Here is a 23,832-nt window from a genome sequence, read left to right as displayed (position 1 = left end):
TAATGACCAAGGCGTCCCCCGCCCTCCTGGCGTTGTTACTGGTCTGTGCGCTTCCGGCGGTGACGCTGGTCGCTGCCGCCCCCGCTCCCGGGTCGACGACCGGAACCGAGACGCAATCGACGACCCTGACGCCGCACGACTCGAACGGCCCCTTCCTCGAACTCGAGAACACGGCGAATCGACTCACCGTTCCCGAGGAGAGTAAGCGCACGTATACCTCGCCGACGCAAGATTTCGGAACGGCTGTCGCGTCGGCCGACGACGAGGTCCGCGCGGACGCCGGCCACTTCGCGTTCGAGCAAGCGTTCGACGAGACGACCAACTCGAACGAACGCGCGAAGCTCATCGACGCGTCTCGCGACAGACTGGAATCGCGCGTGCAGGCCCTGAACGAACGAGAGCGAGAGGCCGCCCAGGCGTACGCGAACGGCACCATCACCGAACAGGAGTTCACGCAGATGGTGTTGCGCAACTACAACGAGGCGAACGCGCTAGAAGCGCAGTACCGCGACCTTCACGAGTACGTCAATCGAGTTCCTGGATACAGGAGCGAAAACATCCGCCCCCTAGCAGGAACCATCGCGACCCACCAGAGCCAGGCCCGCGCCGTGATCGCTGCCGCCTCAACCGCGGACCGGTCACCGTCAGTGACCATCGAAACGAGCGCCGAAGGGTATCGGCTCTCGCTGGTTTCAGGAGGCCAGTTTTACCAGGAGGTGACTCGCTTCGATCACCGGGACCGAGACGGTGAGTCCCAGTTCGACTCGCTCACTGACGCGGAGAGCCACGCGGAGGAGCGCTATCCGTGGGTGCATAGCAACACGAACTCCCGCTTTGCCTCCACGACGTTCAGCCCCAACCTCTACCTGATCGAACTCTCCCACAGTCACGGCGACCTGCACAGTTACATCGACGGCGCGACCGAAGCCGTCGCCCGCGAACACCAGTCGCTCGACCTTTCGCGGCTTCCGATCGAACACCAGAATACCTGGGAGCGAGATACCGTCGCGATCACCCTGAACAGAACCCCCGGAGACGGGCCCGCGGAGATCCGCGTGACCGACCTCGAGACCAGCGAACCGGTCGAGGCGACCGTTCGTCTCGATGGCGTCGCCGTCGGACAGACGGGGAGCAACGGACGCCTTTGGCTCGCGACGCCGGCGGGCGACTACGAAATCGAAGTGGAGACGGCAGACGAGACGGTGACGATCGCGCCGGCCACGTAACACCCCGCCGCGACACCGTTCGTCCATCCAGCACCTCGAGAAACCCATCGTCGACCCTCTATCTCGAGAAATCCATCCCACAGCAGGCCAGTACCACCGGAAATCGGCGCGAGCGGTGCCACAAAACTCGCCGCCTCGCCGTGCCGATCTCTCCTGAGGGAGTCGTCCGACCATTTATATCCAATGGCGCGGCCAGGATGGCCCGTGTCCACGCCTCGATCCGTACCGGGCGCTCGATTGACTCCTCCGGCCGACCTGAAGAGCGGCCGCGACCGAGCCGTCAGCCCATTCGTCGGGACGATCTTGCTCGTCGCGATCACGGTCTTGCTGGCGGCAACCGTCGCGACGGCGATGGGGTCGCTCTCGCTCGAGTCGGGCTCGAGCGCCACCGCAGCCATCGAGTTCGAGGTCGACGCCGACCGGAACGAACTCGTCTTCGAACACGCAGGCGGCGACGCACTCGACGTCCGCCACCTGACGCTCGAGGTGACCGTCGACGGCGAACCGCTCGCCCACCAGCCGCCGGTGCCGTTCGTCGGGGCGACGGGGTTTCGCGGTTCTCCCTCGGGGCCGTTCAACGCCGCGACCGATCCGACCTGGACTGTCGGCGAACGCGCGACGATTCGTCTCGCCGCGACGAACTCGCCGGCGCTCGCTGAGGGTGCCGTCGTGCGGGTTCGTCTCGCCGATGCGGACGGGACGGTCGCACGAGTCGTGGCCGAGGCCTGCTGATAGCCACCGAAGACCTGCCAATGACCATCGCGAGTCAGCGAAAGATCCAGAGCTCCAACGGTCAGCAAAAGACCCATAGCCCCAACGGTCATCGAAGCGAGTATGACCGAACCGACTCCGGCCAGAGGCGGGAGCGGCGGGACTGGCGGGGCCGACGAGACCGGCCTCGAGGGGCGGATCGACGTGGACTTCGGCGACGACGGCCTCGTGCCCGCCGTCGCGCAGGACATCGACTCCGGGGAAGTGCTGATGCTCGCATACGTCTCGCCGGCGGCGCTCGAGGCGACCCTCGAGACCGGCACGGCCCACTACTACTCGCGGAGCCGCGAGGAGCTGTGGGAGAAGGGGGCGACGAGCGGCCACACACAGTCCGTCGAGGAGGTGCGCGTCGACTGCGACGCCGACACCCTCCTGTACCTCGTCGACCAGACCGGGGGTGCCTGTCACACCGGCCACCGGTCGTGTTTCTATCGGACGGTCGAGGGCGAACACGTCGGTGAGCAGGTGTTCGATCCGGACGTGGTCTACGACGGGGACGGCAGCGAGGGCGACAGCGAAAATGGCATCGAAGACGACAGCGAGGGCGACTGAGGACCGATGCCAGACGCCGCTCACGATCCGACGACGGACGACGGATCGGACCCGAGAGCCGACGCCGACGCGGCGAGAGAGCGACTCGAGCGCGCCAGCGAGCGTCTCGAGGCCGCGAAGACGGCGATCGACGAGGCCGGCGGCCGCGAGACCGTCGGGACGGGAGCCGAGGCCTACCGAACGGCCGCGAGGCTCCTCGAGCGGTACGTCGACCTGGCGACCGGCACCGGCCGGGAGACGTTCCAACACTACATCAACCTCGAGGGGGAGTACTCGACGCTGGTCGAAGGGTTGCCGGCGGACCTCCCCCACCGCGAGGCGTTCGAGGCGTCGTTCGAGGCCGTCGACAAGCGTCGACTGCACGAGTCGGACTTCGAGCGAGCGGAAGCGGCGCTCGAACCGGCCGAGCGCTTCGTCGACCTGCTCGAGGAGCACGCGGCCGCCGAGGAAGAACTGACGCTCGCGAGGAAGGCGGCGATCGACCAGGTCGACGCGCTCGAGGACGAGATCAGCGATCTCCAGCGACTGCGCTCGCTCGCCGACGCCGACCTCGAGGCCCCGGTGGAGCGCCTTCGAGACCCCATCGAGGCCTACAACGAGTCGATCCGGGACGCCTTCGAGTCGTTCCTGTACGACCAATCTGCACGGGCGGTGTTCGACCTGCTCGAGCGCAGCCGGCTCCGGCCGTTCGTCGACTTCGAGACGCCGCCGCCGGAGCTGCGCGAGTACGTCGAGGAAAACGACGCGGGCACCTACTCGGTCCCGGACCTCCTCGAGTACGCGGGGTACTCCCGGTCGAAACTAGATCACTACGTCGATGACCCGGACGAACTCAAGCGCCGAATCGCCACACGCCAGACGTACCTCGAGCGGATCGACGCGACGCCGCTGACGCTGTCGTGGCCGCCCGCGGACGCGACGACCCTGCGGTACGCGATCCGGGACCGACGACCGCTGGTCGAACGCGTCGGCGGACAGGAACTCGTCGAGTGCCTGCTCGCGGTTCGAGAGCGAACGTTCGACGACGACTACGACCGCCTCCAGACTGCCGCGAGCGCGCTCGATCAGCTCTCGGCGGCCGAACGCGAACGCCTCCAGCGTCGAGACATCGACGCGGAACTCGAGAGAGTTCGAGACGCACGCGAGGAACTCGAGGAACTGCTCGCAGAGGAGTAGCGGTCGTGGACGGGTAGTACTGACAAACGGATAGCCCTCGAGCTCGGCGACCGTCCCAACGATACAGGGATCCCGCGAGGATTTTTGACCGCGGCGCTCGACGGTTCGGATGTGAGTCGACACCTCCTCGTTGCCATGGACGACTCCGAGCCGGCCCGAGCAGCTCTCGAGTACGCGCTCTCAGCGTTTCCGGAGTCGAGCATCACGGTAGTCCACGTCGTCGACGACCTCGAGGCGGGCTACGGTGGCGGGCCGACCGCCGAGGCGGCCCGCGACCAGGACGAACCCGCGTTCTTCCCGGACGCCCGCCGACTCGCCGAGGGCCACGCGGGTGACGTCGCGCTCGAGGTGCTCGAGGGGACCCCCGTCGACGCCATCCTCGAGTACGTGCGCTCGAACGACGTCGACGGCGTCGTCGTCGGAAGTGAGGGTCGTTCCGGCGTCTCGCGGATGCTGCTGGGGAGCGTCGCCGAAGGCGTCGCCCGGCGCGTCGAAGTTCCGGTGACAATCGTCTGACTCGAATCCGGGATCGGACTCGTCGCCCACCCTCGAGTCGTTCCGGTATGGTCGGGTCTCGAGCACGCGGCGAATGCTATAGATTTTATAGTGGTTCCACCCTCGAGCGACGGACGAAACCGGCGGTCCTTTTTATCCCGGTCCGAAAGGGCGGGTGATGGACGACCGCGTGGGGACGACGCTTCACACCGGCCTGTTACTCGCCGTGACCGGCACGCTCGCGTGGCTCTCTGGCCTCCCCCTCCTCTTTCCGAGCCTGGGCCCCTCGGCGTTCGTCCTCGCACTCTTCGAACGCAGCGAGGCGACCCGTCCGCGGCGCGTCGTCGGCGGCCACCTCATCGGCGTCGTCGCCGGATTGCTCGCCTACCACGTCGTCGCCGGCGACTCCGCCATGACCGTCGCGCACGAACCCGGCTCGCTCGAGGGACTGCGCCTGGCGACCAGCGGCGTGCTCGCAACGACGGCCACCGCGGGCGGCATGCTCGCGACAGACACCCGTCACCCACCCGCGTGCGCGACCACCTTAATCGTCTCGCTTGGACTGCTCTCGACGGTCCTCGAGGGGGCGTTCATCGTGCTCGCGGTGGCGGTGCTGGTCGGGGTCCATCGATCGATACTGGCTGTCACCAGCTGACGACTTTCGCGTACTCGAACGCGTGCAGTCGCTCACTCGAGTGCGCTCTCGACGAGGCGTCGCTCGGCCTTTCGCAGGTGCTCGCCAACGGTACTCGGCGCACACTCGAGGACGGCCGCGAGGTCCTCGTGGCTCGCTGTTCGCGGCACGTCGTAATAGCCGTGCTCGAACGCGGCGGCCAGAACCTCCCGCTGACGAGCGGTCAACGCCCGGCCGCCCACGAGCCGATCGGCGCGATACGGGCAGACCTCGAGAATCGTCGCCTCGAGCGGGTCCGGAAGGTCGGTGAGCGTCGTCGAAAGGTCCGTCTGGGTGCCAACGACTGTCAGCTCGACGCTCCCGTCCGCCCGGAACGTCGCCGGCAGCAGGACGACGAGGCTCTTGCGGGTGAGTCGCTCTCGAAGCGCGCCGACCGCCGGCGGTGCGCGGAACCTGACGTAGGCGAACACCGATCCCGCTTCGGCGCTGGCGACGTCCCACTCGAGGGTGTCGGATTCGGCCTCGAGGACGCTGCGGACGGCTGCCGCGTTGCCGTCGATCGAGAGCGAGTACGTCGGCGTGTCCGTGTCGGCGACGCCGCCCGCGAGCAGGTGAACCGCGTCGACGTCCTCGTGGGCCGCCAGGGCCGTCACGGGCGTCTCCGGATCCGGGGCGCGAATACGAACGCGAGCGTAGTGCATGAGGGAAAGTGCTCGTCAATCACATATAAACTACCGTGCCAAACCGGCACCAGGGATACGCCTCGAGCGCCGGCACGCTCGAGTATGAACGAGTCGATACCCGTGCCCGGTGGCCTCCCATTGCTCGGGAACGTGCTGTCGATCGGTCGAGACCCGTTCGGGTTCGTCGAGGACGACGTGGCCGACCACGGCCCGGTCTTTCGCGTCTCCGTGCCGGGGCTCTCGTTCGTCTGCTACGCAGAGCCCGCGCTCGTCGAACGGGTCCTCGTCACCGACCGCGACCGTTACGAGAAGGACCCCCGTGAACGGAACCTGCTCGGTCCGCTCCTGGGCGACGGCCTCCTGACTGCGCGAGGTGAAACCTGGGAGCGCGGGCGCGAGCAGGTCCAGCCAGCGTTCTATCCCGGTCGGCTGCGGGCGTACGGCGAGGTCATCCTCGAACGAACGGACGGGTTCGTCCAGCGCTGGTCTGACGGCCAGCGCGTCGACGCGTACGAGTGGGCGCGAGGGCTCACCCTGTCGATCGTCGGGTCGGTCGTCTTCGGTGTCGATGGCGTCGAGGAGATACGGACGATTTCCCGCGCCGCTGACGCCATCACGGGCCGGTTCGAACCCTCGAGCGTGCCCCTCGAGGTCCCGCTCTGGGTGCCGACGCCGGCGAATCGTCGCTACCGACGAGCCGTCGACGACCTGGACGACGTCATCGCGGATCTGCTCGACCGTCGACGGGCGTCGCCGGGTTCCGGAGACGGCCTCTGTGCGACGCTGCTCGCGGCGGCCGACGGTGGCGCGATGTCGGACGAGCAGGTGCGCGATCACCTCCTCACCATGCTGCTCGCCGGTCACGAGACGACCGCTATCGCGCTCACGTACGCGATGGCGTTGCTGGCGACCCACCCGGACGAGCAGGCGCGCGTGCTCGAGGAAGTACGGGAACCGGAGACCGTCGACGCCAGTACCGCGTTGCCTCGCACGGACCGGGCTATCCAGGAGACGCTTCGGCTCTACCCGCCGACGTACCTCCTCTTCCGCCAGGCCGTCGTCGACGACGTGGTCGCCGGCTACGAGATTCCGGCGGGTACGAGAATCTGCCTGCCTCAGTGGGGCATCCACCGGGATGAACGCCTGTTCGACGCGCCCCGTTCGTTCCGTCCGGATCGGTGGCTCGAGCCTGACGCCTACCCCGACTTCGCGTACTTCCCGTTCGGCGGCGGACCGCGTGCCTGTATCGGCCGCCGGTTCGCCCTCCTCGAGTTACGACTCGCGCTGGCGACGATCCTGCGGACGGTCTCGCTCGAGGCGACGCCCGAAACCCAGTGGTCGCCGACGCCGGCGCTGACGTCTCGCCCAGATGGGCCCGTCCCGGTTCGCGTCCGGCGATAGCTGGAACGTACCGTGCCACCGCGTTCCCAGGTCACCACTCCTCGAGCAGCGGGTACGCCGCGTGCTGGGCCGCCGAGAGCAGGACCCGATCCTTCTCGTAGCCGTGGGCAATCGACTCGACCATGCCGTCGCTGTCGGTCAGGGGCACCTGGCGAACGGTCGTGCCGCGTTCGTCGACCTCGAGGACGAGCAGGGCGTGGGGAAACGAGGAGACGGCCGGAACGGTGAGTTCCCGAACGCCACCGCTCGATTCGATCGCCGGGAAGTGAAGGTGGCCGGTGACCACCAGGCCGACGTCGTGGTCAGCGAGCACCTCGAGCAGGGGTTCGGGGTTCGAGAAGCCGGGGACGCGCCCCTCGACGGGCAACTCGTCGCGCCAGCGCTCGTAGAGTTCGCCGGTCGCGGGGAGGTTGTGGTGGATGGCGACGAGCGTCGAGTCGGCGGGCGTCGTCTCGAGCGTCTCGTCGAGCCACATCAGCGTCTCGGCGTCGACGCGCCCGTCCCAGGTCTCGGCGGGCGAGTCGGGTTCGGCGGCGTGGCTGTCGAGGCCGATCACTTCGAGGCCGCCCACGCGAATCCGGAACGGGAGACCGTCAGGCGTGTAACGCGCCTCGAAAACCTCGATCGGTAGCGACTCGCGTTCGTCGAAAGTCGTCGGCTCGTCGTGGTTGCCCGGAATCGAGACCGTGGGCGGGTCGAACGTCGCGAGTTCGTCGAAGCGATCGAACTCCGCCTGCGTCCCGTTTCGCGTCAGGTCGCCCGCGAGGAGGACGCCGTCGACGTCGCGCTCGTTGACGCACCGGACGGCGGCACGGAGGTGGCGTTCGGTCCGGTGAAAGACCTTCCACGTGCCCGTGGCGTCGGTCGCCAGGTGTACGTCCGAACCCACCGCCAGAACGGTCGGCTCCGGGGTCCGCGGGCGCTCGAGGCGAGCCAGCAGTTGGCCGGCGTGAAGGCGAGCCATCGTGCTGGCGAACCACGAGGAGCGGGATAACGCTTCGCGCGGGAGCGGTCGTTCGGGCAGCCTCGAAGACGGTCGAGACTCGAGATGCCAGCAGCGAGCCTCCGTTCCGTCGGTCTTATCGTCCCCGCCTCACATGCATCGAGCAGTGACCGAGTGGAACCAGTACCGCGGCAACGAGCGCAAGACGGCTCGACTCGAGGTGGATGCGAGCCTCGACGAACTTCATCGACGGCCCGTCGAGCGATGGACGGCCGACCTCCGAGAGACCGTCGCCTGTCCGCCAATCGTCGATCGAGACGGTATCTACGTCGGCACGACCGGTGGAGACCTCTACGCGCTCGACTTCCAGGGCCGGCGTCGCTGGGTGTACGAGACGGATGCGTCGACGCTCCTGACCCCCGCCACCGCCGACGGCCGCATCTACTGCTGTCTCGAGGACGCGCTGGTCGCGCTCGAGGCCGAAACGGGCGACCCTGCCTGGACGCGCGAGGGAACGGGGCTCTACACGACGCCGCCGACGCTCGCGGACGGTCTGCTGCTGATGGGAGACGCCGAGGGCATCACCGCGATTCGCGCAGAGACGGGCGCGGGAATCTGGACGAACGACCTCGAGGCGCCCCCGGTCGGCGCCATCGCCGTCGACGACGAGCGAGTGTACGTAGCGGTTCAGGACGAGTCGGTTGCCGCGATGGAACGTGACTCGGGCGAGGAAGTCTGGCGCGCTCCGGCCGACGGAGTCGTCGTCGGCGGCCCAGCGCTCGCGGACGACCGCGCCTACGTCGCCGACGAGAGCGGGACGGTCCTCGCACTCGACGCGGAGACGGGCCAGACCTGGTTCACCTACAAAATCGACGGAGCGTTCACCTCGCCGCCGACCGTCCTCGAGGGCGCGGACACGCTCTTCGTCGCCGCCGACGACGAGACTCTCCACGTGACCGACACGACGTTTGGCAATCGCAAACTCCGCGGACTCCTGTTCTCGAAGCCCGGCCTCCCGCTCGACGACGCGCCCGCGACCGATCCGATCGTGGTCGGCGACATCGTCCTGCTCGGCGACCAGTCGGGCGGACTCTACGGCGTAGACGCCGACGATCCGGACTTTATCTGGCACCTCCCGCTCGAGGCGGGAATCGCGAGCACGCCCGCGCCCGCCCTCGAGGCGAACTCGTTCGGCGACGAACCCTCGAGCGTCCGCCTGTTCGTCGGGGACGAGGCGGGTCGGCTTCGCTGTCTCGCGTGGGACGCCGATCGGTGAACCGACAGTACCGCCTCGTACGCCCCTCGGCGTGCCCCTTCCTATAGAAACTCTCGCCTCCCGCTCGAGAACGCCCCCTTCACGTCCATCACTTTCACTTCCACTCTACTGTTAACGAGGGTTTATACCCCATCCGCCACAACGACCGGGTATGGCAGACGTAGACCTCGAATCCCTTCCCGGCGTTGGACCGGCAACCGCGGACAAGCTCACCGAAGCCGGCTACGACTCCTACCAGAGTCTGGCCGTCGCCTCACCCTCCGAACTGTCGAACACCGCCGACGTCGGCGAGTCCACCGCGGGCGACATCGTCCGCGCGGCCCGCGACGCCGCGGACATCGGCGGCTTCGAGACCGGATCGACCGTCCTCGAGCGCCGAAACCAGATCGGCAAACTCACCTGGAACATCGACGAGGTAGACGACCTCCTCGGCGGCGGTATCGAAACCCAGTCGATCACCGAGGTGTACGGCGAGTTCGGTGCCGGCAAGTCCCAGGTCACCCACCAGATGGCCGTCAACGTTCAGCTTCCCAAAGAGGTCGGCGGCCTCCACGGGAGCGTCATCTTCATCGACTCCGAGGACACCTTCCGCCCCGAGCGAATCGACGACATGGTCCGCGGGCTCCCCGATGAAGCCATCGACGCCGCCCTCGAGGACCGTGAGATCGAGGGATCGGCGGGCGACGAGGACGCACTCGACGAACTCGTCGCGGACATGCTCGAGAAGATTCACGTCGCGAAGGCGTTCAACTCCAACCACCAGATGCTGCTGGCCGAGAAAGCCAAAGAGATCGCCGGCGAGCACGAGGACTCGGAGTTCCCCGTTCGCCTGCTCTGTGTCGACTCGCTGACCGCCCACTTCCGCGCGGAGTACGTCGGCCGTGGCAACCTCGCGAACCGCCAGCAGAAGCTCAACAAGCACCTCCACGACATCGACAAGGTCGGCAACCTCTACAATGCCGCCGTCATCGTCACGAACCAGGTCACCTCGAACCCCGACGCGTTCTTCGGCGACCCGACCAAACCCATCGGTGGCAACATCCTCGGCCACAAGTCCACCTTCCGAATGTACCTCCGCAAGTCCAAGGGCGACAAGCGGATCGTCAAGCTGGTCGACGCGCCGAACCTCGCCGACGGCGAAGCCGTCATGCGCGTCCAGGACGGCGGACTGATGCCCGAGTAATCACGGCTACAGCTCTCTTCGATCCAACGCCCAGCAATTTTCCAGTTGACGGAATTATACCTAATCAAAATTCCCGATGGAAAACACCAGAGGTGCAGGACTGATCCCCGTTGTGGCGGGCAGCCTGATGCTCCTCGCTGGCCCTCTCGCATCCAAAGGTGGCTTCGAGAGCGGAACGTTCTGGCCGCTGTCACTCTTCAGTGCCGTGCTAGCGATTCTGGCGGGGTTGTATCTGTTGTCAGAAGCCTATCGTCGCCGTTCGGTTGATTCGTAACGTCTCAAACGAGTAGCGGGCGCCTGCAGGTCGAACTCGAGTAAAAACGCGCGTGCTCAGTCTTCGGTCGTCGTCCTGTCCTTCTCGAGTTCGCCGCGGTAGATCTCGGCGCCGTCCTGGGCGACCTTCTCGGCTAACACCGCGCACTTGATCCGCATCGGCGAGATTTCGACGCCGAGCATGTCGACGATGTCGTCGCGGTCCATCTCGAGCAATTCGTCGATCGTGGTGCCCGGCAGCTCCGTCGAGAGCATACTCGCCGACGCCTGGCTGATCGCACAGCCGTCGCCGGAGAAGGCGGCCCGTTCGATCGTCTCGCCGTCGTCGGCGAGGACGACGTCCATGCGGATCTCGTCACCGCACATCGGATTCTCGCCAACGTGGGTGAACGTGGGGTCCTCGAGTTCCCCGTAGTTGCGAGGGCTCTTGTAGTGATCGAGGATCTGCTGCCGGTACATATCGGAGCCGAGTCCCATTTGCCGAGACGTAGGTCGGTGGCGTGGAAAAGGGTTCCGGGGGCGCTCGGGAGCGAACGGCCTGGAACCGGTTCGCGGGTCGGTGGGGTTTCAGATGAGCGGTCGTGGTCGTGATCGTGGTCGCCAACTCGCTCGTCCGTCTCGGGCGGACGCACGTAACACGCGTCGGCGATAGCGAGGAGGCCGACAGTCGAGGCCGCCGCTAGCGACTGGAGAACTGACAATGCGGTCGGAATTGTCGCGGCGAGCGCGGACGCGTAAGCCAGCGGGATAATCCCAAGCGTGAGGTCGAACCTTGAGGCTCTCGAACCGCCATTAGCGGCGGTCTCGAGGGCCGCAACGATTCGACTGCCGACCGGTCGCTCGCGAGTCGTCTCTATCATCGTACTCACTGCGGCACCCGACCTACCGTCGCTCGAGGGAAAAGCCGAATCGTTGCATTGTTTCTCGGTTTGGCACTCGTTCCCAGGCGACGGGGCACCCGCACTCGCTCGTCTGAGGGTAACGAACGGTGCCGCTCGCGTGAGAGAGCGTTCGAGCCGAAAAATCAGGCGAACAACTCGCGCGCGCCGTCGATTGCTTCGACCAGCGCGTCGACCTCCTCGCGCGTGTTGTAGACGTAGAACGATGCTCGCGCGGAGGCCGCGACGCCGAGTTTGTCGTGCAGCGGCTGCGTGCAGTGGTCGCCCGCGCGGATGGCGACCGCGTGATCGTTCATGATCGAGGCCAGGTCGTGGGCGTGGACGGACTCGAGGTTGAAACTCACGAGGCCGCCGCGGTCGGGGCCGGGCTCGGGGCCGTACACCTCGACGTCGTCGAACTCGTTCAGCCGATCGTAGGCGTACTCCGCCAGTTCCTCCTCGTGAGCGCAGACGCGGTCCATGCCGATGTCCTCGAGGTAATCGATCGCCGCCTCGAGGCCGACAGCTTCGGCGATGGGCGGGGTGCCGGGTTCGAACTTCCAGGGGAGGTCGGCCCACGTCGAGTCCTCGAAGGTGACCTTCTCGATCATCCCGCCGCCGTAGAGGTAGGGCTCGAGGTCCTCGAGCAGGTGTTGTTTCCCGTAGAGGACACCGATCCCGGTGGGGCCAGCCATCTTGTGCCCCGAGAAGGCGTAGAAGTCGGCATCGATGGCCTCGACGTCGACGGGCCGATTCGGGACGGCCTGTGCCCCGTCGATGAAGGCGTAGGCGTCGTGATCGTGAGCGAGATCCGCCAGTTCCGAGACGGGGTTGACGGTCCCGAGGGCGTTCGAGACGTGGACCGCCGAGACGATCGCGGTGTCGTCGGTGACGAGGTCCCGAGCGTGGTCCATGTCGAGGCGGCCGTCGCCCGTAATCTGAATGTACTTCACGTCGGCACCGGTGCGCCTGGCGATCTGCTGCCAGGTGACCAGCGAGGCGTGGTGTTCCATCTCCGTGAGGATGACCTCGTCGCCGGGACCGAGTTCGGCCAATCCCCAGGCGTAGGCGAGCAGGTTCTCACTCTCGGTCGTGTTCTTCGTAAAGACGATCTCCTCGCGGCCCTCCGCCCCGATGAACTCGGCGACCCGATCGTGGGCCTCTTCGTAGAGAATCGAGGCCTCCTGGCTGAGGTGGTGGATGCCCCGGTGGACGTTCGCGTTCGATTCGCGGTAGTAGTCGCTCATGGCGTCGACGACCTGGTCCGGGGTCTGGGTCGTCGCCGCGTTGTCGAGGTAGACGAGGCGACTCCCGTCGAACTCGCGCTCGAGAATGGGGTAGTCCTCGCGGACGGACGCGACGTCGAGGGGGTCGACGCCTTCGCGCTGGTGCTGGTGGCTCATTACGCGAAGACAGGCGCTGGAGACAAAACACTCCTTCGGTCGGTTGCAGGTTCGCCGCAACCCGAGACGGGTACCGGGTAGATTTCGAGCGGGCCCGAAATCAGGCGTCGACCTCGAGCAACCGCGCCTCGCAGTCGTCGCAGGTGATGGCGTAGACCTCGTAGGAGCGACAGCACGACTCGACGGTCTCGGCGTCGATCGAGATGGCCCCGCCACACGCCGGACAGGTGTCGATAAACGCGCGCAGTCCGCTCGCGAGCTGGCTCCGCTGGTCGGCGGGCAGGGACTCCCACCCCGGTACGCGCTCGGCGAGCACCTCAAGCCCGGCGAGGTCGGCGACGAGGGCGGCGTCGGACTCCCAGCGGGCGGCGACGTAGCCGTCGACGCGGACGACCACCGGATCGTCCGGGCGCTCGCCGCTGATCTCGATGGCCCCGGGGTCGGCCTCGAGCAGGGGGCCGAGTTGCTGGGGCCGGTCACCGTCCCGGACCACGTCCATGCGCTCGTGCCACTCGCGTCGGACGTCCTCGCGGAGACACAGGTCGTCCTCGTCGACGCAGGGTTCGACGACGTTCGCCTCGAGCAGCGTCTCCTCCGGGGTGAGGCGTGTTTCGCGTTCGTGGATGGGGTCGGGTCCGTGGCCCGCCGTCGTGTCGGGGTCGGGATCGGAGTCAGTCTCGAGCCCGTACCCAGGCGGCGCCTTGTCGAACTTCGCCAGGAGCCAGTCGGGGAAGTACCGTTTCGTCAGCGCGGGCGTCCCGGGAACGAGGTAGCCGCGGACGTAGATCGCGAAGGCGGACGCGGCGAACACCGCGATGCCCGCGAGCGGGACGACCGCGCCGACAGCGACCGCGAGAACGCCGGCGATGACGACGTTGACGGCGGTACACGGTGTGCACCGATTCTCGCCCGTGTACTCGGGCTGGCGCAGTCGATCGATCGTTCGAGAGAGGCCTGCAGACATGTTCGTCACGTCGACTGGTGGGATAAAAAATACGTCGGTGGTACAATAGTGCAGATCAGTTCGCTCCGCGCCCGTCTGGGCGGCCACGAGTCACGGGTTACGGGTCACGATCACGGATCGAACAATCCCTCGACGTCCCGCCGCTTCGTTCGACGGCGCTCGACGTGAGCCGAGAGCCGATCGTACACCAGCGCGCGGTCGGCCGGTTCGCGGACGAAGTCCTGGACCAGCGCCAGGAAGCGACTGGTCGCCCGTCCGTCCTCGAGGTCCGCCCGGGCGAACACGACCCCGTCCTCGAGGATCGCTTCGTCGTAGCCGAACTCCTCGACCAGGACGCCCGCTGCCAGGAACGTCGCCTCGAGGTCGAGATCCGCCAGTTCGAGCGCCGCACCGGCGTATTCGAGGGTCGGGGGGCGGCGGCGCTCGATCACCTCCGGATCGCTCGCGAGGGTTCGTAGGGAGCGACAGACGGCAGCCACGTCGACCCCGCGGTAGTCCGCCGGAAGGTCCTCGAGGTACTCGTGGGCACTCGCGGCCAGCCCCGTCGCCCCCGCCCAGTTGCGGTTCCGCGCGTGGTAGATCGCTGCGGTGAACTGGATCAGTCCGTGGAGCAGGCGCTCGTCGTCGGTGCCCGCCTCGAGGTCGAGCCAGTGGGCCTCCCAGGCGTCGTGGGCGGCGTGGTAGTAGCCGTCGTTGTAGATGGCGATGCCGGCCCGGAGCGCGTCGCGCATAGCCGTAAGTATCGGGTCGAGCGCATAAAAAGCCGGATACGTGCCGCCTCCGGCGGGGCGGACAGGTCAGCGATGCGGGGACGAGCAGCCCACCGTCCGTATCGACTGATCGGCTGTTCTGGCCGTCGGTCGCCTCGGATCGAGCCGCCTCGAGCACGCCGACGGCCACCGCCGCCGATCGAGCGGTGAGGAAACCGACGAGGACGCATCACAAGAGTATGGGGTCGTTTGCGGATGGTAGGGACCGCCCAACCGTGCGTTTGCCAGTTGCCTCGAGCGTCTCGCTCGCACCCACCGTCTCACTCTCGCTTTGCGACTCGTTCGCAAAAGCTGGATCAAAAAGTACCTGCTCAGGCCTCGAACTCGCGCTCCTCACGGGTCGTTCCTCCCCGTTCGGATTTCCGAGACGTTCGTTCCCTCACGTCTCGCGTTCCCACCTGAACGTCCCGTTACGCTGCACAACTTCCCCGTCCACCTCGAGGCGAGACTCCTCGCTCATATCTGTGATCATGTCGGTGTGGACGGCCGACTCGTTGCCCGTCTGGCCCTCCGGCAGGCACGCGTCGTAGGCCCGACCGACCGCCAGGTGAACGGTGTCGCCCATCTTCTCGTCGAAGAGGATGCTGTCGGTAAAGCGGTCGATGCCGCGATTCATGCCGATCCCGAGTTCGCCCAGGCGCCGGGCACCCTCGTCGGTCTCGAGGATGTCCGTGAGCACGTCCTCGCCCTGGGCGGCCTCGTGGTCGACCACCTCGCCGGCTTCGAACTCGAGGCGGACGTCTCGGACGGCCTCGCCGTCGATGGTCATCGGGACGTCGAACGTGACGATTCCCTCCGTATCGTAGGGCGCGGTGAACACCTCGCCGCTCGGGAGGTTGTGCGAGTCGTAGGCGACGGACGCGGCGCTGTTGACCGCCGTTCGGCCCTCGATCGACATGGTGAGGTCCGTCCCCTCCTTGACCAGTCGGACCTCCGATCCGGCGTCCAGGACGTCCTTCATCTTCGCCATCTCCTCGGCCAGAGCCTCCCAGTCCCGGAGGATGGCGTCGTAGGCGAAGTCCTGATACTCCTCGTAGGCCATCCCGGCCTGCTGGGCGAGCGAGCGCGTCGGGTGGACCGTCGAGACCCAGCGGGTGTCGTAGCGCGCCTCGCGGACCCCCGAGCGCGCCGTGCGGTAGGTCTGGCGGGTCTCACTCGGCACGTCGGCCATCGCCGCCGTGTTTCGTCCGCCCCCGATCGAGAGCACGACGTCGGCTGCTTCGTAGAGGCGGCGTTCGTACTCCGGGTCCTCGTCGAAGTCGCCGTCGTGCGCCTGGAGGTACGCTCGACTCACCTCCCCGGAGCCGTAGGTCGTGAGCAGGTTCGCTCCCCGCTCGCCGAGTTCCGCAGCGACGGCGACCGCGAGGTCGTGTGCCTCTGGTCCGACCGAGAGCACCACGTCGTCGCCCGCCTCGATCCGAGCACTCCAGTCGACCAGCACCGATGCGTGTTCGCGTACGCGTTCGTCCATACCTCACCTGACTCGAGTCGGGCACTAAACGTCCAGTGGTTCGACTCGAGGGGCCGGCAGTCCGTATCGACACTACCAGCCGCCCGCCATTGCTATAGAAAGTATAGTTTTGCCGAATCTATCGCATGCTCGAGATCGGCCTTGAGCACGTCGTTCAGACGGGAGTCGACGGCGAACTCGAGTCCCTCGAACGGACGAACCCGACGACAGCGTAGACGACGGGAGTGTCGAGGAGGGCGATCAGGAGCTTGAGGAGGTACTGGCCAACGATCAGGGCGGCGAGGTCCCCGGGCTGGAGGACGGGACCGACGCCGAGGACCATTGGTGCGAGCGCGAACGCGACCGAGACGAAGATCACGGTGTCGATGGCCTGGCTGCTCGCCGTCGAGACGATGTTGCGCAGCCAGAGGGCGTCTCCGTCGGTGTACTCACGGATTTCGTGAAACACCCAGACGTCCCAGTTCTGGCTGACGAGGTACGCGAGCAGGCTCCCGGCGACGATGTTCGTCGATGCACCGAGGACCGATTCGAAGGTCCCCGGATCGATGCTCGTCGGCGCGGCGGGGGCCGCGATGGTCGACCAGACGAGCGCCAGCAGGAGGAAGTTCATCGCGAACGCGACGTTGACCACGACCTGGGCGGCCTTCCGTCCGTACAGTTCCGAGTAGCAATCGCTCGCCAGGAAGGTGAGCGCGTACGCGAGCGCGGCCCCTGGCAGGAAGAGTTCGTTGCCTGCTATCGGGAGCGCTACTGGCAGTTCGAACGCGAGCACCTTCGCTGCCGTCACCTGGGCCGTAACCAGCGCCGTGACGAACACGGCGATGAGCGAGACCTGGACGACCGTCGGCCCGGCCCGAGGCTGTGACTGAGTCATACCCACTTCTCACGAGTACGCGGATAAAGTCGTAGCGAAACGCTTCCTCGAGTGTGATTCAGAGAATATCGATGGAGGGTTTGCCCGCCAGAGCGATTATTTCTACGTGCGACGACAGAACGTTTGTATTTGAGCCTCTGAACGTGCCACGTTCCGAATCGGGCACAACGAATGGAGATTCCGATGGCATCGAATTTTTTACATCGAGGCCCGAGTGAACGGGGCCCACGCAAGTCTTATCCGTCTATCGGCGCTGTGTTCAAAAGCAATGGCGAAAGGAAACGTTGATTTCTTCAACGACACAGGCGGCTACGGTTTCATTTCGACGGACGACGCAGACGATGACGTATTCTTCCACATGGAAGACGTCGGCGGCCCGGACCTCGAAGAAGGCACAGACATCGAATTCGACATCGAACAGGCCCCCAAGGGCCCCCGCGCGACGAACGTCACCCGCCTGTAACACGGCTTTTCGTTCCGACGCCCGGATTTCACATTTTACCATTTTCGACCGGCGAGCGACGCGTCCGTAGGTTCGAAGGGACGCAGTTACGCAGTTGCTGAAAGGACTCGAGCGACCGGTAGCCGCGGCGTACCGTCACGTATCAAGTCCGTACGGTCAGGTACGCGTGATATACCCAAACCGGTGATTGTCGTGGGCTGATCCACGTTCGTCGCCTCGAGATCCGCTTGCTCGCGCTCGCAGGAGTCTCGAGCGGCGACGAGTCAGAATCACGCTCATGTCGCACACGCCACCCGATCGCTGGAAAGTCGTATCGCTCGCCGGCCTCACCCTCTTGCTCGCCGGCCTCACCGTTGGCGCTCTCGTTGGCGCGGGGCCGCTCACACCTGCCACTGGCCCCGTCGATCCAGGTCCGGAGAACGTCAGCGAACCGGCCGCCGAAGAACCGGTTCCCGAACGTGGGGACCCCTGGTTCGAAGCGGCCGCCGCCGACGGGAGCTGGATCAGTTACGTCAATCCGCGCGACGAGTACCGAACCCCGTATCTCGGGGACGGCTCCTCGAAAGTCTGTACGACGCTGGTCAACGAGGCAGGCGACCCGATCATGGGCGAAACGGTCCCGAACACGACCGTCACGCTCCCGATGGGCGAGTCCGTCGCGTGGCACTCCCACGCCGACCCGTTCGTCACCCAGTATCCACTTAACGACCACTACGAGCGCCCGCTGGACGCCGACCAGTTCGGCGTCTCCGACCTGCCACAGGGCGACGGCTACCTGGACAGCCACTGCATCGAGATCCACGGCCTCTCCGAAGAAGGTGACAGCGTCGAGTACGGCGAGGCCATCGTCGAGGGCGAGCACGCCGACCGCATCAAGGTCGTCGGCTACATCCAGCAGGAACCCGCCGGCACCGGCTGGGACTCGAGCGTCGACCCCGTCGCGGACGCGGTCTCGTACGAGGAAGCCGGTGGCGGCTGGACGTTCACGCCCGATTCCTCCCACGGGCAGGTGACGGTCGTCTTGCAACTCGTCGACGAGACGGCTGGTAACGATGATGGTGATGGCGAGGGCGAAGAAAACGGTGACGGCGATGGAGGATCCGAAAACGGAACGAACGACTCGAGTTCGGATTCAGACGAGAATGATGGGAATGGATCCGATGCCGATGGTGAGGAGACGAAGGGTGACGACGAGGGCGACGAAACTAATGGCGCCGACAACAACGAAACGGACGACGACGGGACTGGGACAGACGACCGCTCGAGCGACGGCCCCGTCCTTGAAGACGACCCCGAGGACGACGAGACTGCCGGCGCGAACGACGACGCTCAGCCGGGCTTCGGCGCAGGAGTAGCCGGGTTCGCGATAACGTCGCTGGTGATCGCGGCGATCGGGCGGCGTCGAGCCTCGTCGTGAATCGGGACGGTTTCATCGTGAATCAGCAAGCGCCTCGTCGGGAATCGTAAATCCCGATTCGCACGCACTCGAGCGCACCTGGCCCTGACGGTGGCCGATACCGCCGCAACAGGTTCGTTCAAGTGTGACACGCCCCTGGTACGAAATAGCATGACCACGTGTCGAACTGATGGCGGAACGGCCGACGAACGGGACTGTCGGACGTGTGGAGAGTCCCTCGCTGACACACCAGATCAGCGGGTACTCACTGCCGTCGAGGACGAAGCGGTGGTCCACCGGCACTTCTGTAGCGACGAGTGCCTCGAGCGTTGGCTCGAGTAGCACCGGTGGCGAACCAGCCTCGCCCACTCTCGACCAGTCATGTTCACCCGCTCTCGTCGCGTTTATACCCGCCCCGCCCGATGGCGAGTACGTGAATCCCTTCGAGACGCGACCCGACCGCGACGCTGAGGTCGTCCTCGTCGGCCGGTCGAACGTCGGCAAGTCGACGCTGATGCGAGAGCTTACGGGCCACAAATTCGACACCGGGGGCAAGCCCGGCGTCACCCGGACGCCCAACCACTACGACTGGACGGCCGAGGACTTCGTCATCACGGACCTCCCCGGGTTCGGCTTCATGAGCGGCGTCGAAGCGGATCGCCAGGACCAGATCAAGACGGACATCGTCCGGTACCTCGAGGCCCACGCTGACTCGATCCTCGTCGGCATCCTCGTCGTCGACGGCAAGAGCGTCGTCGACATCATCGACCGCCACTCCGGCGAGGACGAGATCCCCTACGATGTCGAGATGTTCCACTTCCTCCGGGAACTCGACGTGCCGACGGTGGTCGCCGTCAACAAGATGGACAAGGTCGACGACCGGGACGAGCGACTCGACGAGCTGTGTGACCGACTGGGGCTACTCCCGCCGTGGAAGCAGTGGCAGGACACGATCGCCCCAATCACGGCCAAACGGGGGCAGATCGACGCGCTCGAGGAGGCGGTTCGTACGCACCTTCACGCGCAAAAACGGGACGACTTATTCCGATTCTTCTGAACGCCAGTCCGCCGTCAGCTGTCCGTCTCACCGCCGTCTCCCCTGGCAAACGAAGTGAACGATTTCTCCATCCTCAAACACTCGAGGACGACGCCACCGGTCGACTCGTGGTCGACCCACTCGAGCCCCTGCCAGCCGTGGCGTTCGTAGAACTCGACGGCGTTTTTCGACGCGAGCAGCGTCAGACGCTCGAGTCCGGTCGCGCGGGCCGTTGCTTCGAGGTGGTCAAGGAGCGCTCGCCCCACCCCCGTTCGCGCGTGGCCGGGGTGGACGTAGACGGCCTGAACCTCGTCTACGCCGAACTCGAGGTGGCCGAAGCCGACGACCGCGCCGTTTCGCGTGGCGACGACGAAGTGTGCGGTATCCACGTCGACGGGGTAGCCGTCAGGCGACTTGTTGGCCGCCCAGGCGTCGACCTGCGCTGACTCGTAGGCGGCGGCCCCGAGTTCGCGGACGGCGGCGACGTGGACCGACACGAGGGCCTCGCCGTCGGTCGCTTGAGCAGGGCGGATTTCGACCATACTGATCGGTACGGGACGGGTACCACTGTGCCTGTCGATCAGGCAGACTCGACTGTCATCGTCGTCGGTACTGCCATCGGCACCTCGTCACTGTCGGTTCCTCGTCACCGTCGGTTCTCCGTCACCGTGGTGTCTCGTCACCGTCGGTTCTCCGTCACCGTGGTGTCTCGCCACCGTCGCACCCCACCACCGTCGTCGACCTCCTCACACCACCCGGTTCGTGAACGCCTCGCCCGCCTCGAGTCGACGAACGTTCTCCCGAACGAGGCCGGCGATGTCCCGGTAGTAATCGACAGTGAACGCCGCACTGTGGGGCGTGACGATCACCTCGTCCATCGCCCAGAGGGGCGAGTCGGACGGGAGCGGTTCGGTCTCGAACACGTCGAGGGCCGCACCCGCCACTTTGTTCGCCTCGAGTGCGTCGATCAGGGCCGCCTCGTCGACGACCGGGCCGCGACCGACGTTGACGACGTAGGCGTCATCGTCCATGGCCTCGAAGACGGCGGCGTCGAGCAGGCCGTGTGTCTCGTCAGTCAGCGGGAGCGTCGAGACAACGAAGTCGACGCCGGAGACGGCCTCGAGCAGAGCGTCGGTCGTGTAGATGTCGTCGAATCCGGAAACGTCCTCGGGGGTGCGACGGACGCCGCGCATCGAGACGCCCAGGGGGCCCGCGACCTCGGCGACGCCCTGGCCGAGGGTGCCGGTGCCGACGACACAGGCCGTCGTTCCGGGAAGGGTGAACGCCTCGTCCCAGTCGGGTTGGGTCCACTCCCGGCGCTGCTGATTGGCCACGTGACGGTGGAGTCGTCGGGAGAACGCCAGCAGGTAGCCAGCCACCGTCTCGCCGACCGTTCGGTCGTGGATGCCGGTGCTGTTGGTGAGAACCACGCCATCGCGTTCGAAGACGTCCATCGGGAAGCGATCGACGCCCGCCTGGACCGAGTGAACCCACTCGAGGTCGGCGAACCATTCCCGGTGCTCGAAGGTGACGACGGCTTCGCAGTCGGTGTCGTTGCGGTCCTCGTCCTCGACGAGCGATACCGTCACGGGGAGGTCCTCGAGCGTTTCGATCAGTTTCTCGGGCGGGAACACGGCCGAAACGGACGCGTGGACGCCGAGGTGTTCGAGGTCGATATCGGGCGCGGCATCGAAATCAGCCATGACTGGCGGTACGGACGACTGGTAGTTCAACGTTCCTGCGGCGAGTAGGAGTGGGCGGCTCAGGATAGAATCCCTCGTCACACGGGGCTCAGTGGGGGTAACTCCTCGTCACCGCCGCCCGCTCGTCGGTATGAGCCGAGCGGGTTTCGGTCTATCGTTTCTCCCGCCAGACCGCGAATTCTCGTGCCTCCTCGACGAGGGCCGTGACGTCGTCAACTTCGAGAACGCCGCGTTCGGTGACGACCTCGGTCACGAACTCGGCGGGCGTCACGTCGAAAGTCGGATTCGTGACGTCGATTGCGGCGTCGCCGTCGTAAACCGTGTCCCTGGAGCCGGACTCAAGGGAAATGTCCTCGCGCGTCGAGATCTTGTCGCTCGCGGCGACGACCGTCACGGAGATTTCCTCATGGGCGGCCGCGAGCGCCAGCCCCCTGGTGCCGGTTTTGTTGACGACGGCGCCGTCGGGACGGATCGTGTCGGCTCCGACGACGACTCGATCGATCGACTCGCGCGAGAGGAGCGACGCCGCCGCGGCGTCAGTGTGGAGCGTCACGGGGCGCTCGTCGGCCAGCGACTCGGCGACGCCGACGCCCTCGAGGCCGGGCGGGATTCGGCGACGTAGACGCGACGCGCGTCGCTCGCTCGAATCCCCTCGAGCACGGTTCCCGATCGCGAGAGCGTCATCACGGTTCCCTCGAGGCGCTGGCCCACCCGGGTCGCGGCCTCGTCGTCGGCAGTCACGGCGCGCTCGAGGCCGGCGGTGGTCGCCTCGAGGACTGCGGCGACGTCCGGGGCCGGGGTTTCGTCCTTGCTCGCCTCGCCGCCGTCGTCGCCTTCTCGACTGGCCTCGAGCGCCGTCCCCATCGCCCGATCGACCCGGTTCCGGAGGACGGCCATCGACGGGCGGGCCTCGAGCAGGCGTTCGGCGAGGGCCGCGAGTTCGTCCCACTCGTCTTCGGCGTCTCCCGTTTTTCCGTCGACGCCGCCCTCGGGTTCGCTCCCCTCGAGCGACTGTTCCCCGTCCTCGCGTTCGGCGACGAGCAGTCCCGCTCGATCTCGCAGGACCTCGAGGCCCCGGATCGAGAGCCACGCGGCACCGTGGTCGGCGTCCGCGGCGATCGAGCGGACGGAGGGTGCGACCCGTTCGTATGCCGCCCAGAGGCCGGGAACCGTCTCGTACTCGCCAGTGAGGATTGCCGTCGGGTGGACCCACTCGTGGGCGTCGTGTTCCTCGCTCAGGTCGACCTCGCGGGCGTCGCAGTCGAACAGGTAGGGGTGAACCACCCACTCCCGGCCGATCTCGGCGTCGGTCACCTCGAGCGGTCGACCCGACCGAACGAGCGTGCAGGCGTCCTCGAGGCCGGTCTCCTCGGCGATTTCGCGGCGAACCTGCGCGTCGGGGTCGCCTTCCGCGAAGCCAGAGACGGCACCCCAGTTCCCTGTGTAGGTGCCAACGGCGTCGCTCCGACGCGCCAGCAGGACCTCGCCGGCGTTGCGGAGGAAGGCGGTGACGACGTGGCTCGGTCCGTCGCCGTTCGTCGAATCGGTCATGCGAAAAACGAGGCGTGCTCGTGGGGTAGCATTTTCGGAGATCAATATCTGCATCCGTCACCCGACCCCTCAGTTGCCGTCGCCGTACTCGTACTCCTCGGGATCCTCGACGCCCTCGGTTCGCGAGCCGACCCAGGCACCCAGCGAGAGGCCGTACACCAGGTGGCCGGCGTGAAACAGCGCGAGTTCGTCGGACTCGAGGCGGATGTCGAGGATCTCCTTCAGCATCACCTGCGAGCCGAACGCCGACAGCGCCATCCCGTACACCGCACCCCAGACGAGGCCGCGCTGTTCGGGTTCGATTGCCCGGTCGGCGTCGTACAGCGAGAACAGCGCACCGAAGAGCGCGCCCGCCTGGATTCCGTAGACGAAGTGCAAGACGAGGCCGGCGACCGGGTGGTCGCTCGGATCGTCGCCGGTCACGTACTTCGACCAGAAGTTAGCCGACGGCGGCAGCGAGCGCAGGATCGGCAGTCGGAAGGCGGTCATGATCAGCGTCGCGACGAAGCCAGCCTGGACGCCTCGAGCGACGGCGTCGGCGACGTGGTACTCGCGTGGACGGTCGTCCGCCTCGCTCGAGCGGCCCTCGGTCTTGGCAATCGAACGCAGCCGTCGGAGGTGGTCAGCCACAGCCATCGTGGTCACGACGGTGACCTACCACGGACGTTGCCTTAATCGCGAGGCGTGCACCTTCCGACATCGGTCACTCG

General features: G+C 66.5%; 24 protein-coding genes and 2 pseudogenes. 13 read left to right on the top strand and 13 right to left on the bottom strand.

What is annotated here, in order from left to right; translation table 11 throughout:
- The first annotated feature begins 2 nt into the window (after nucleotides 1–2).
- The 6 genes from ACFQS4_RS17415 to ACFQS4_RS17390 all read left to right on the top strand — a co-directional run bounded on the left by ACFQS4_RS17415 (nucleotide 3) and on the right by ACFQS4_RS17390 (nucleotide 4,875).
- Nucleotides 3–1,226, top strand: coding sequence for a DUF7096 domain-containing protein (locus ACFQS4_RS17415; RefSeq protein WP_500194834.1), 1,224 nt, complete (start codon nucleotides 3–5; stop codon nucleotides 1,224–1,226).
- A gap of 204 nt (nucleotides 1,227–1,430) precedes the next feature.
- Nucleotides 1,431–1,958, top strand: a complete 528-nt coding sequence (locus ACFQS4_RS17410) for a type IV pilin domain-containing protein (RefSeq protein ID WP_500194831.1) — start codon at nucleotides 1,431–1,433, stop codon at nucleotides 1,956–1,958.
- A 177-nt stretch (nucleotides 1,959–2,135) separates the two neighbouring features.
- A complete protein-coding gene (gene hisI / locus ACFQS4_RS17405) occupies nucleotides 2,136–2,549 on the top strand; it encodes a phosphoribosyl-AMP cyclohydrolase (protein ID WP_500196653.1) in 414 nt (137 codons plus the stop codon).
- 6 nt (nucleotides 2,550–2,555) lie between these two features.
- Nucleotides 2,556–3,725: a DUF7118 family protein gene (locus ACFQS4_RS17400; RefSeq protein ID WP_500194829.1), complete on the top strand. Its 1,170-nt coding sequence runs from the start codon at nucleotides 2,556–2,558 to the stop codon at nucleotides 3,723–3,725.
- Nucleotides 3,726–3,836: 111 nt separating this feature from the next.
- A complete protein-coding gene (locus tag ACFQS4_RS17395; RefSeq protein WP_500194827.1) occupies nucleotides 3,837–4,241 on the top strand; it encodes a universal stress protein in 405 nt (134 codons plus the stop codon).
- Nucleotides 4,242–4,398: 157 nt separating this feature from the next.
- Complete coding sequence (locus ACFQS4_RS17390; RefSeq protein WP_500194826.1) at nucleotides 4,399–4,875, top strand: HPP family protein; 477 nt, start codon at nucleotides 4,399–4,401, stop codon at nucleotides 4,873–4,875.
- 32 nt (nucleotides 4,876–4,907) lie between these two features.
- Here ACFQS4_RS17390 and ACFQS4_RS17385 read toward each other — a convergent pair whose 3' ends face one another.
- The gene (locus tag ACFQS4_RS17385) at nucleotides 4,908–5,555 is read right to left on the bottom strand and encodes a helix-turn-helix domain-containing protein (protein WP_500194824.1); all 648 of its coding nucleotides are present in this window, start codon (nucleotides 5,553–5,555) and stop codon (nucleotides 4,908–4,910) included.
- A gap of 84 nt (nucleotides 5,556–5,639) precedes the next feature.
- On the opposite strand from ACFQS4_RS17385, the gene ACFQS4_RS17380 reads away from it, so the two are divergent.
- Nucleotides 5,640–6,938: a cytochrome P450 gene (locus ACFQS4_RS17380; protein WP_500194821.1), complete on the top strand. Its 1,299-nt coding sequence runs from the start codon at nucleotides 5,640–5,642 to the stop codon at nucleotides 6,936–6,938.
- Nucleotides 6,939–6,969: 31 nt separating this feature from the next.
- Here the strand turns inward: ACFQS4_RS17380 and ACFQS4_RS17375 are convergent, their stop codons facing one another.
- On the bottom strand, nucleotides 6,970–7,902 hold the full coding sequence (locus ACFQS4_RS17375) for a metallophosphoesterase family protein (RefSeq protein ID WP_500194819.1): 933 nt from the start codon (nucleotides 7,900–7,902) through the stop codon (nucleotides 6,970–6,972).
- Between the two features lie 145 nt (nucleotides 7,903–8,047).
- Here ACFQS4_RS17375 and ACFQS4_RS17370 point away from each other — a divergent pair, with 145 nt between their 5' ends.
- Entirely contained in the window at nucleotides 8,048–9,157 is a 1,110-nt protein-coding gene (locus ACFQS4_RS17370; RefSeq protein ID WP_500194816.1) for an outer membrane protein assembly factor BamB family protein, read from the top strand.
- Nucleotides 9,158–9,308: 151 nt separating this feature from the next.
- Nucleotides 9,309–10,340, top strand: a complete 1,032-nt coding sequence (radA, locus tag ACFQS4_RS17365) for a DNA repair and recombination protein RadA (RefSeq protein ID WP_500194814.1) — start codon at nucleotides 9,309–9,311, stop codon at nucleotides 10,338–10,340.
- A 330-nt stretch (nucleotides 10,341–10,670) separates the two neighbouring features.
- Here radA and ACFQS4_RS17360 read toward each other — a convergent pair whose 3' ends face one another.
- The 7 genes and pseudogenes from ACFQS4_RS17360 to ACFQS4_RS17330 all read right to left on the bottom strand — a co-directional run bounded on the left by ACFQS4_RS17360 (nucleotide 10,671) and on the right by ACFQS4_RS17330 (nucleotide 16,973).
- On the bottom strand, nucleotides 10,671–11,090 hold the full coding sequence (locus ACFQS4_RS17360) for an iron-sulfur cluster assembly scaffold protein (RefSeq protein WP_500194813.1): 420 nt from the start codon (nucleotides 11,088–11,090) through the stop codon (nucleotides 10,671–10,673).
- Nucleotides 11,091–11,245: 155 nt separating this feature from the next.
- A pseudogene (locus tag ACFQS4_RS17355) lies at nucleotides 11,246–11,473 on the bottom strand (DUF8015 family protein); the annotation flags it as partial.
- A gap of 164 nt (nucleotides 11,474–11,637) precedes the next feature.
- Entirely contained in the window at nucleotides 11,638–12,894 is a 1,257-nt protein-coding gene (locus ACFQS4_RS17350; RefSeq protein ID WP_500194810.1) for an aminotransferase class V-fold PLP-dependent enzyme, read from the bottom strand.
- Between the two features lie 100 nt (nucleotides 12,895–12,994).
- Nucleotides 12,995–13,858 (bottom strand): DUF8054 domain-containing protein, encoded by an 864-nt coding sequence (locus ACFQS4_RS17345; RefSeq protein WP_500194808.1) that lies wholly within the window; start codon nucleotides 13,856–13,858, stop codon nucleotides 12,995–12,997.
- Between the two features lie 110 nt (nucleotides 13,859–13,968).
- Nucleotides 13,969–14,589, bottom strand: coding sequence for a DUF309 domain-containing protein (locus ACFQS4_RS17340; RefSeq protein ID WP_500194805.1), 621 nt, complete (start codon nucleotides 14,587–14,589; stop codon nucleotides 13,969–13,971).
- A gap of 418 nt (nucleotides 14,590–15,007) precedes the next feature.
- Nucleotides 15,008–16,099 (bottom strand): aminopeptidase, encoded by a 1,092-nt coding sequence (locus ACFQS4_RS17335; protein WP_500194803.1) that lies wholly within the window; start codon nucleotides 16,097–16,099, stop codon nucleotides 15,008–15,010.
- 154 nt (nucleotides 16,100–16,253) lie between these two features.
- Complete coding sequence (locus tag ACFQS4_RS17330) at nucleotides 16,254–16,973, bottom strand: queuosine precursor transporter (protein WP_500194801.1); 720 nt, start codon at nucleotides 16,971–16,973, stop codon at nucleotides 16,254–16,256.
- 268 nt (nucleotides 16,974–17,241) lie between these two features.
- Between ACFQS4_RS17330 and ACFQS4_RS17325 the strand changes: the two genes are divergently transcribed.
- The 4 genes from ACFQS4_RS17325 (at nucleotide 17,242) to engB (ending at nucleotide 19,889) form a co-directional block, all read left to right on the top strand.
- Entirely contained in the window at nucleotides 17,242–17,436 is a 195-nt protein-coding gene (locus tag ACFQS4_RS17325; protein WP_006087767.1) for a cold-shock protein, read from the top strand.
- A 277-nt stretch (nucleotides 17,437–17,713) separates the two neighbouring features.
- On the top strand, nucleotides 17,714–18,853 hold the full coding sequence (locus ACFQS4_RS17320) for a PGF-CTERM sorting domain-containing protein (RefSeq protein WP_500194798.1): 1,140 nt from the start codon (nucleotides 17,714–17,716) through the stop codon (nucleotides 18,851–18,853).
- Nucleotides 18,854–19,003: 150 nt separating this feature from the next.
- On the top strand, nucleotides 19,004–19,174 hold the full coding sequence (locus ACFQS4_RS17315; protein ID WP_500194796.1) for a DUF7576 family protein: 171 nt from the start codon (nucleotides 19,004–19,006) through the stop codon (nucleotides 19,172–19,174).
- A 91-nt stretch (nucleotides 19,175–19,265) separates the two neighbouring features.
- Nucleotides 19,266–19,889, top strand: coding sequence for a GTP-binding protein EngB (engB, locus tag ACFQS4_RS17310; protein ID WP_500194794.1), 624 nt, complete (start codon nucleotides 19,266–19,268; stop codon nucleotides 19,887–19,889).
- Nucleotides 19,890–19,903: 14 nt separating this feature from the next.
- On the opposite strand, the gene ACFQS4_RS17305 is transcribed toward engB, so the two are convergent.
- From ACFQS4_RS17305 to ACFQS4_RS17290, 4 genes and pseudogenes are all read right to left on the bottom strand, one after another.
- Nucleotides 19,904–20,410, bottom strand: coding sequence for a GNAT family N-acetyltransferase (locus tag ACFQS4_RS17305; RefSeq protein WP_500194791.1), 507 nt, complete (start codon nucleotides 20,408–20,410; stop codon nucleotides 19,904–19,906).
- Between the two features lie 204 nt (nucleotides 20,411–20,614).
- A complete protein-coding gene (ddh, locus tag ACFQS4_RS17300) occupies nucleotides 20,615–21,571 on the bottom strand; it encodes a D-2-hydroxyacid dehydrogenase (RefSeq protein ID WP_500194789.1) in 957 nt (318 codons plus the stop codon).
- A 151-nt stretch (nucleotides 21,572–21,722) separates the two neighbouring features.
- Nucleotides 21,723–23,122, bottom strand: a pseudogene (locus ACFQS4_RS17295) (eIF2B alpha/beta/delta subunit family protein).
- Between the two features lie 69 nt (nucleotides 23,123–23,191).
- Nucleotides 23,192–23,758, bottom strand: coding sequence for a DUF6789 family protein (locus ACFQS4_RS17290; RefSeq protein ID WP_500194787.1), 567 nt, complete (start codon nucleotides 23,756–23,758; stop codon nucleotides 23,192–23,194).
- Nucleotides 23,759–23,832: the final 74 nt, after the last annotated feature.

It is taken from the genome of Saliphagus sp. GCM10025317 (assembly GCF_042663665.1).
In the GTDB taxonomy this organism is placed as follows: Archaea; Halobacteriota; Halobacteria; order Halobacteriales; family Natrialbaceae; genus Natronosalvus.
This window is presented reverse-complemented; position numbering and strand designations above follow the sequence as displayed.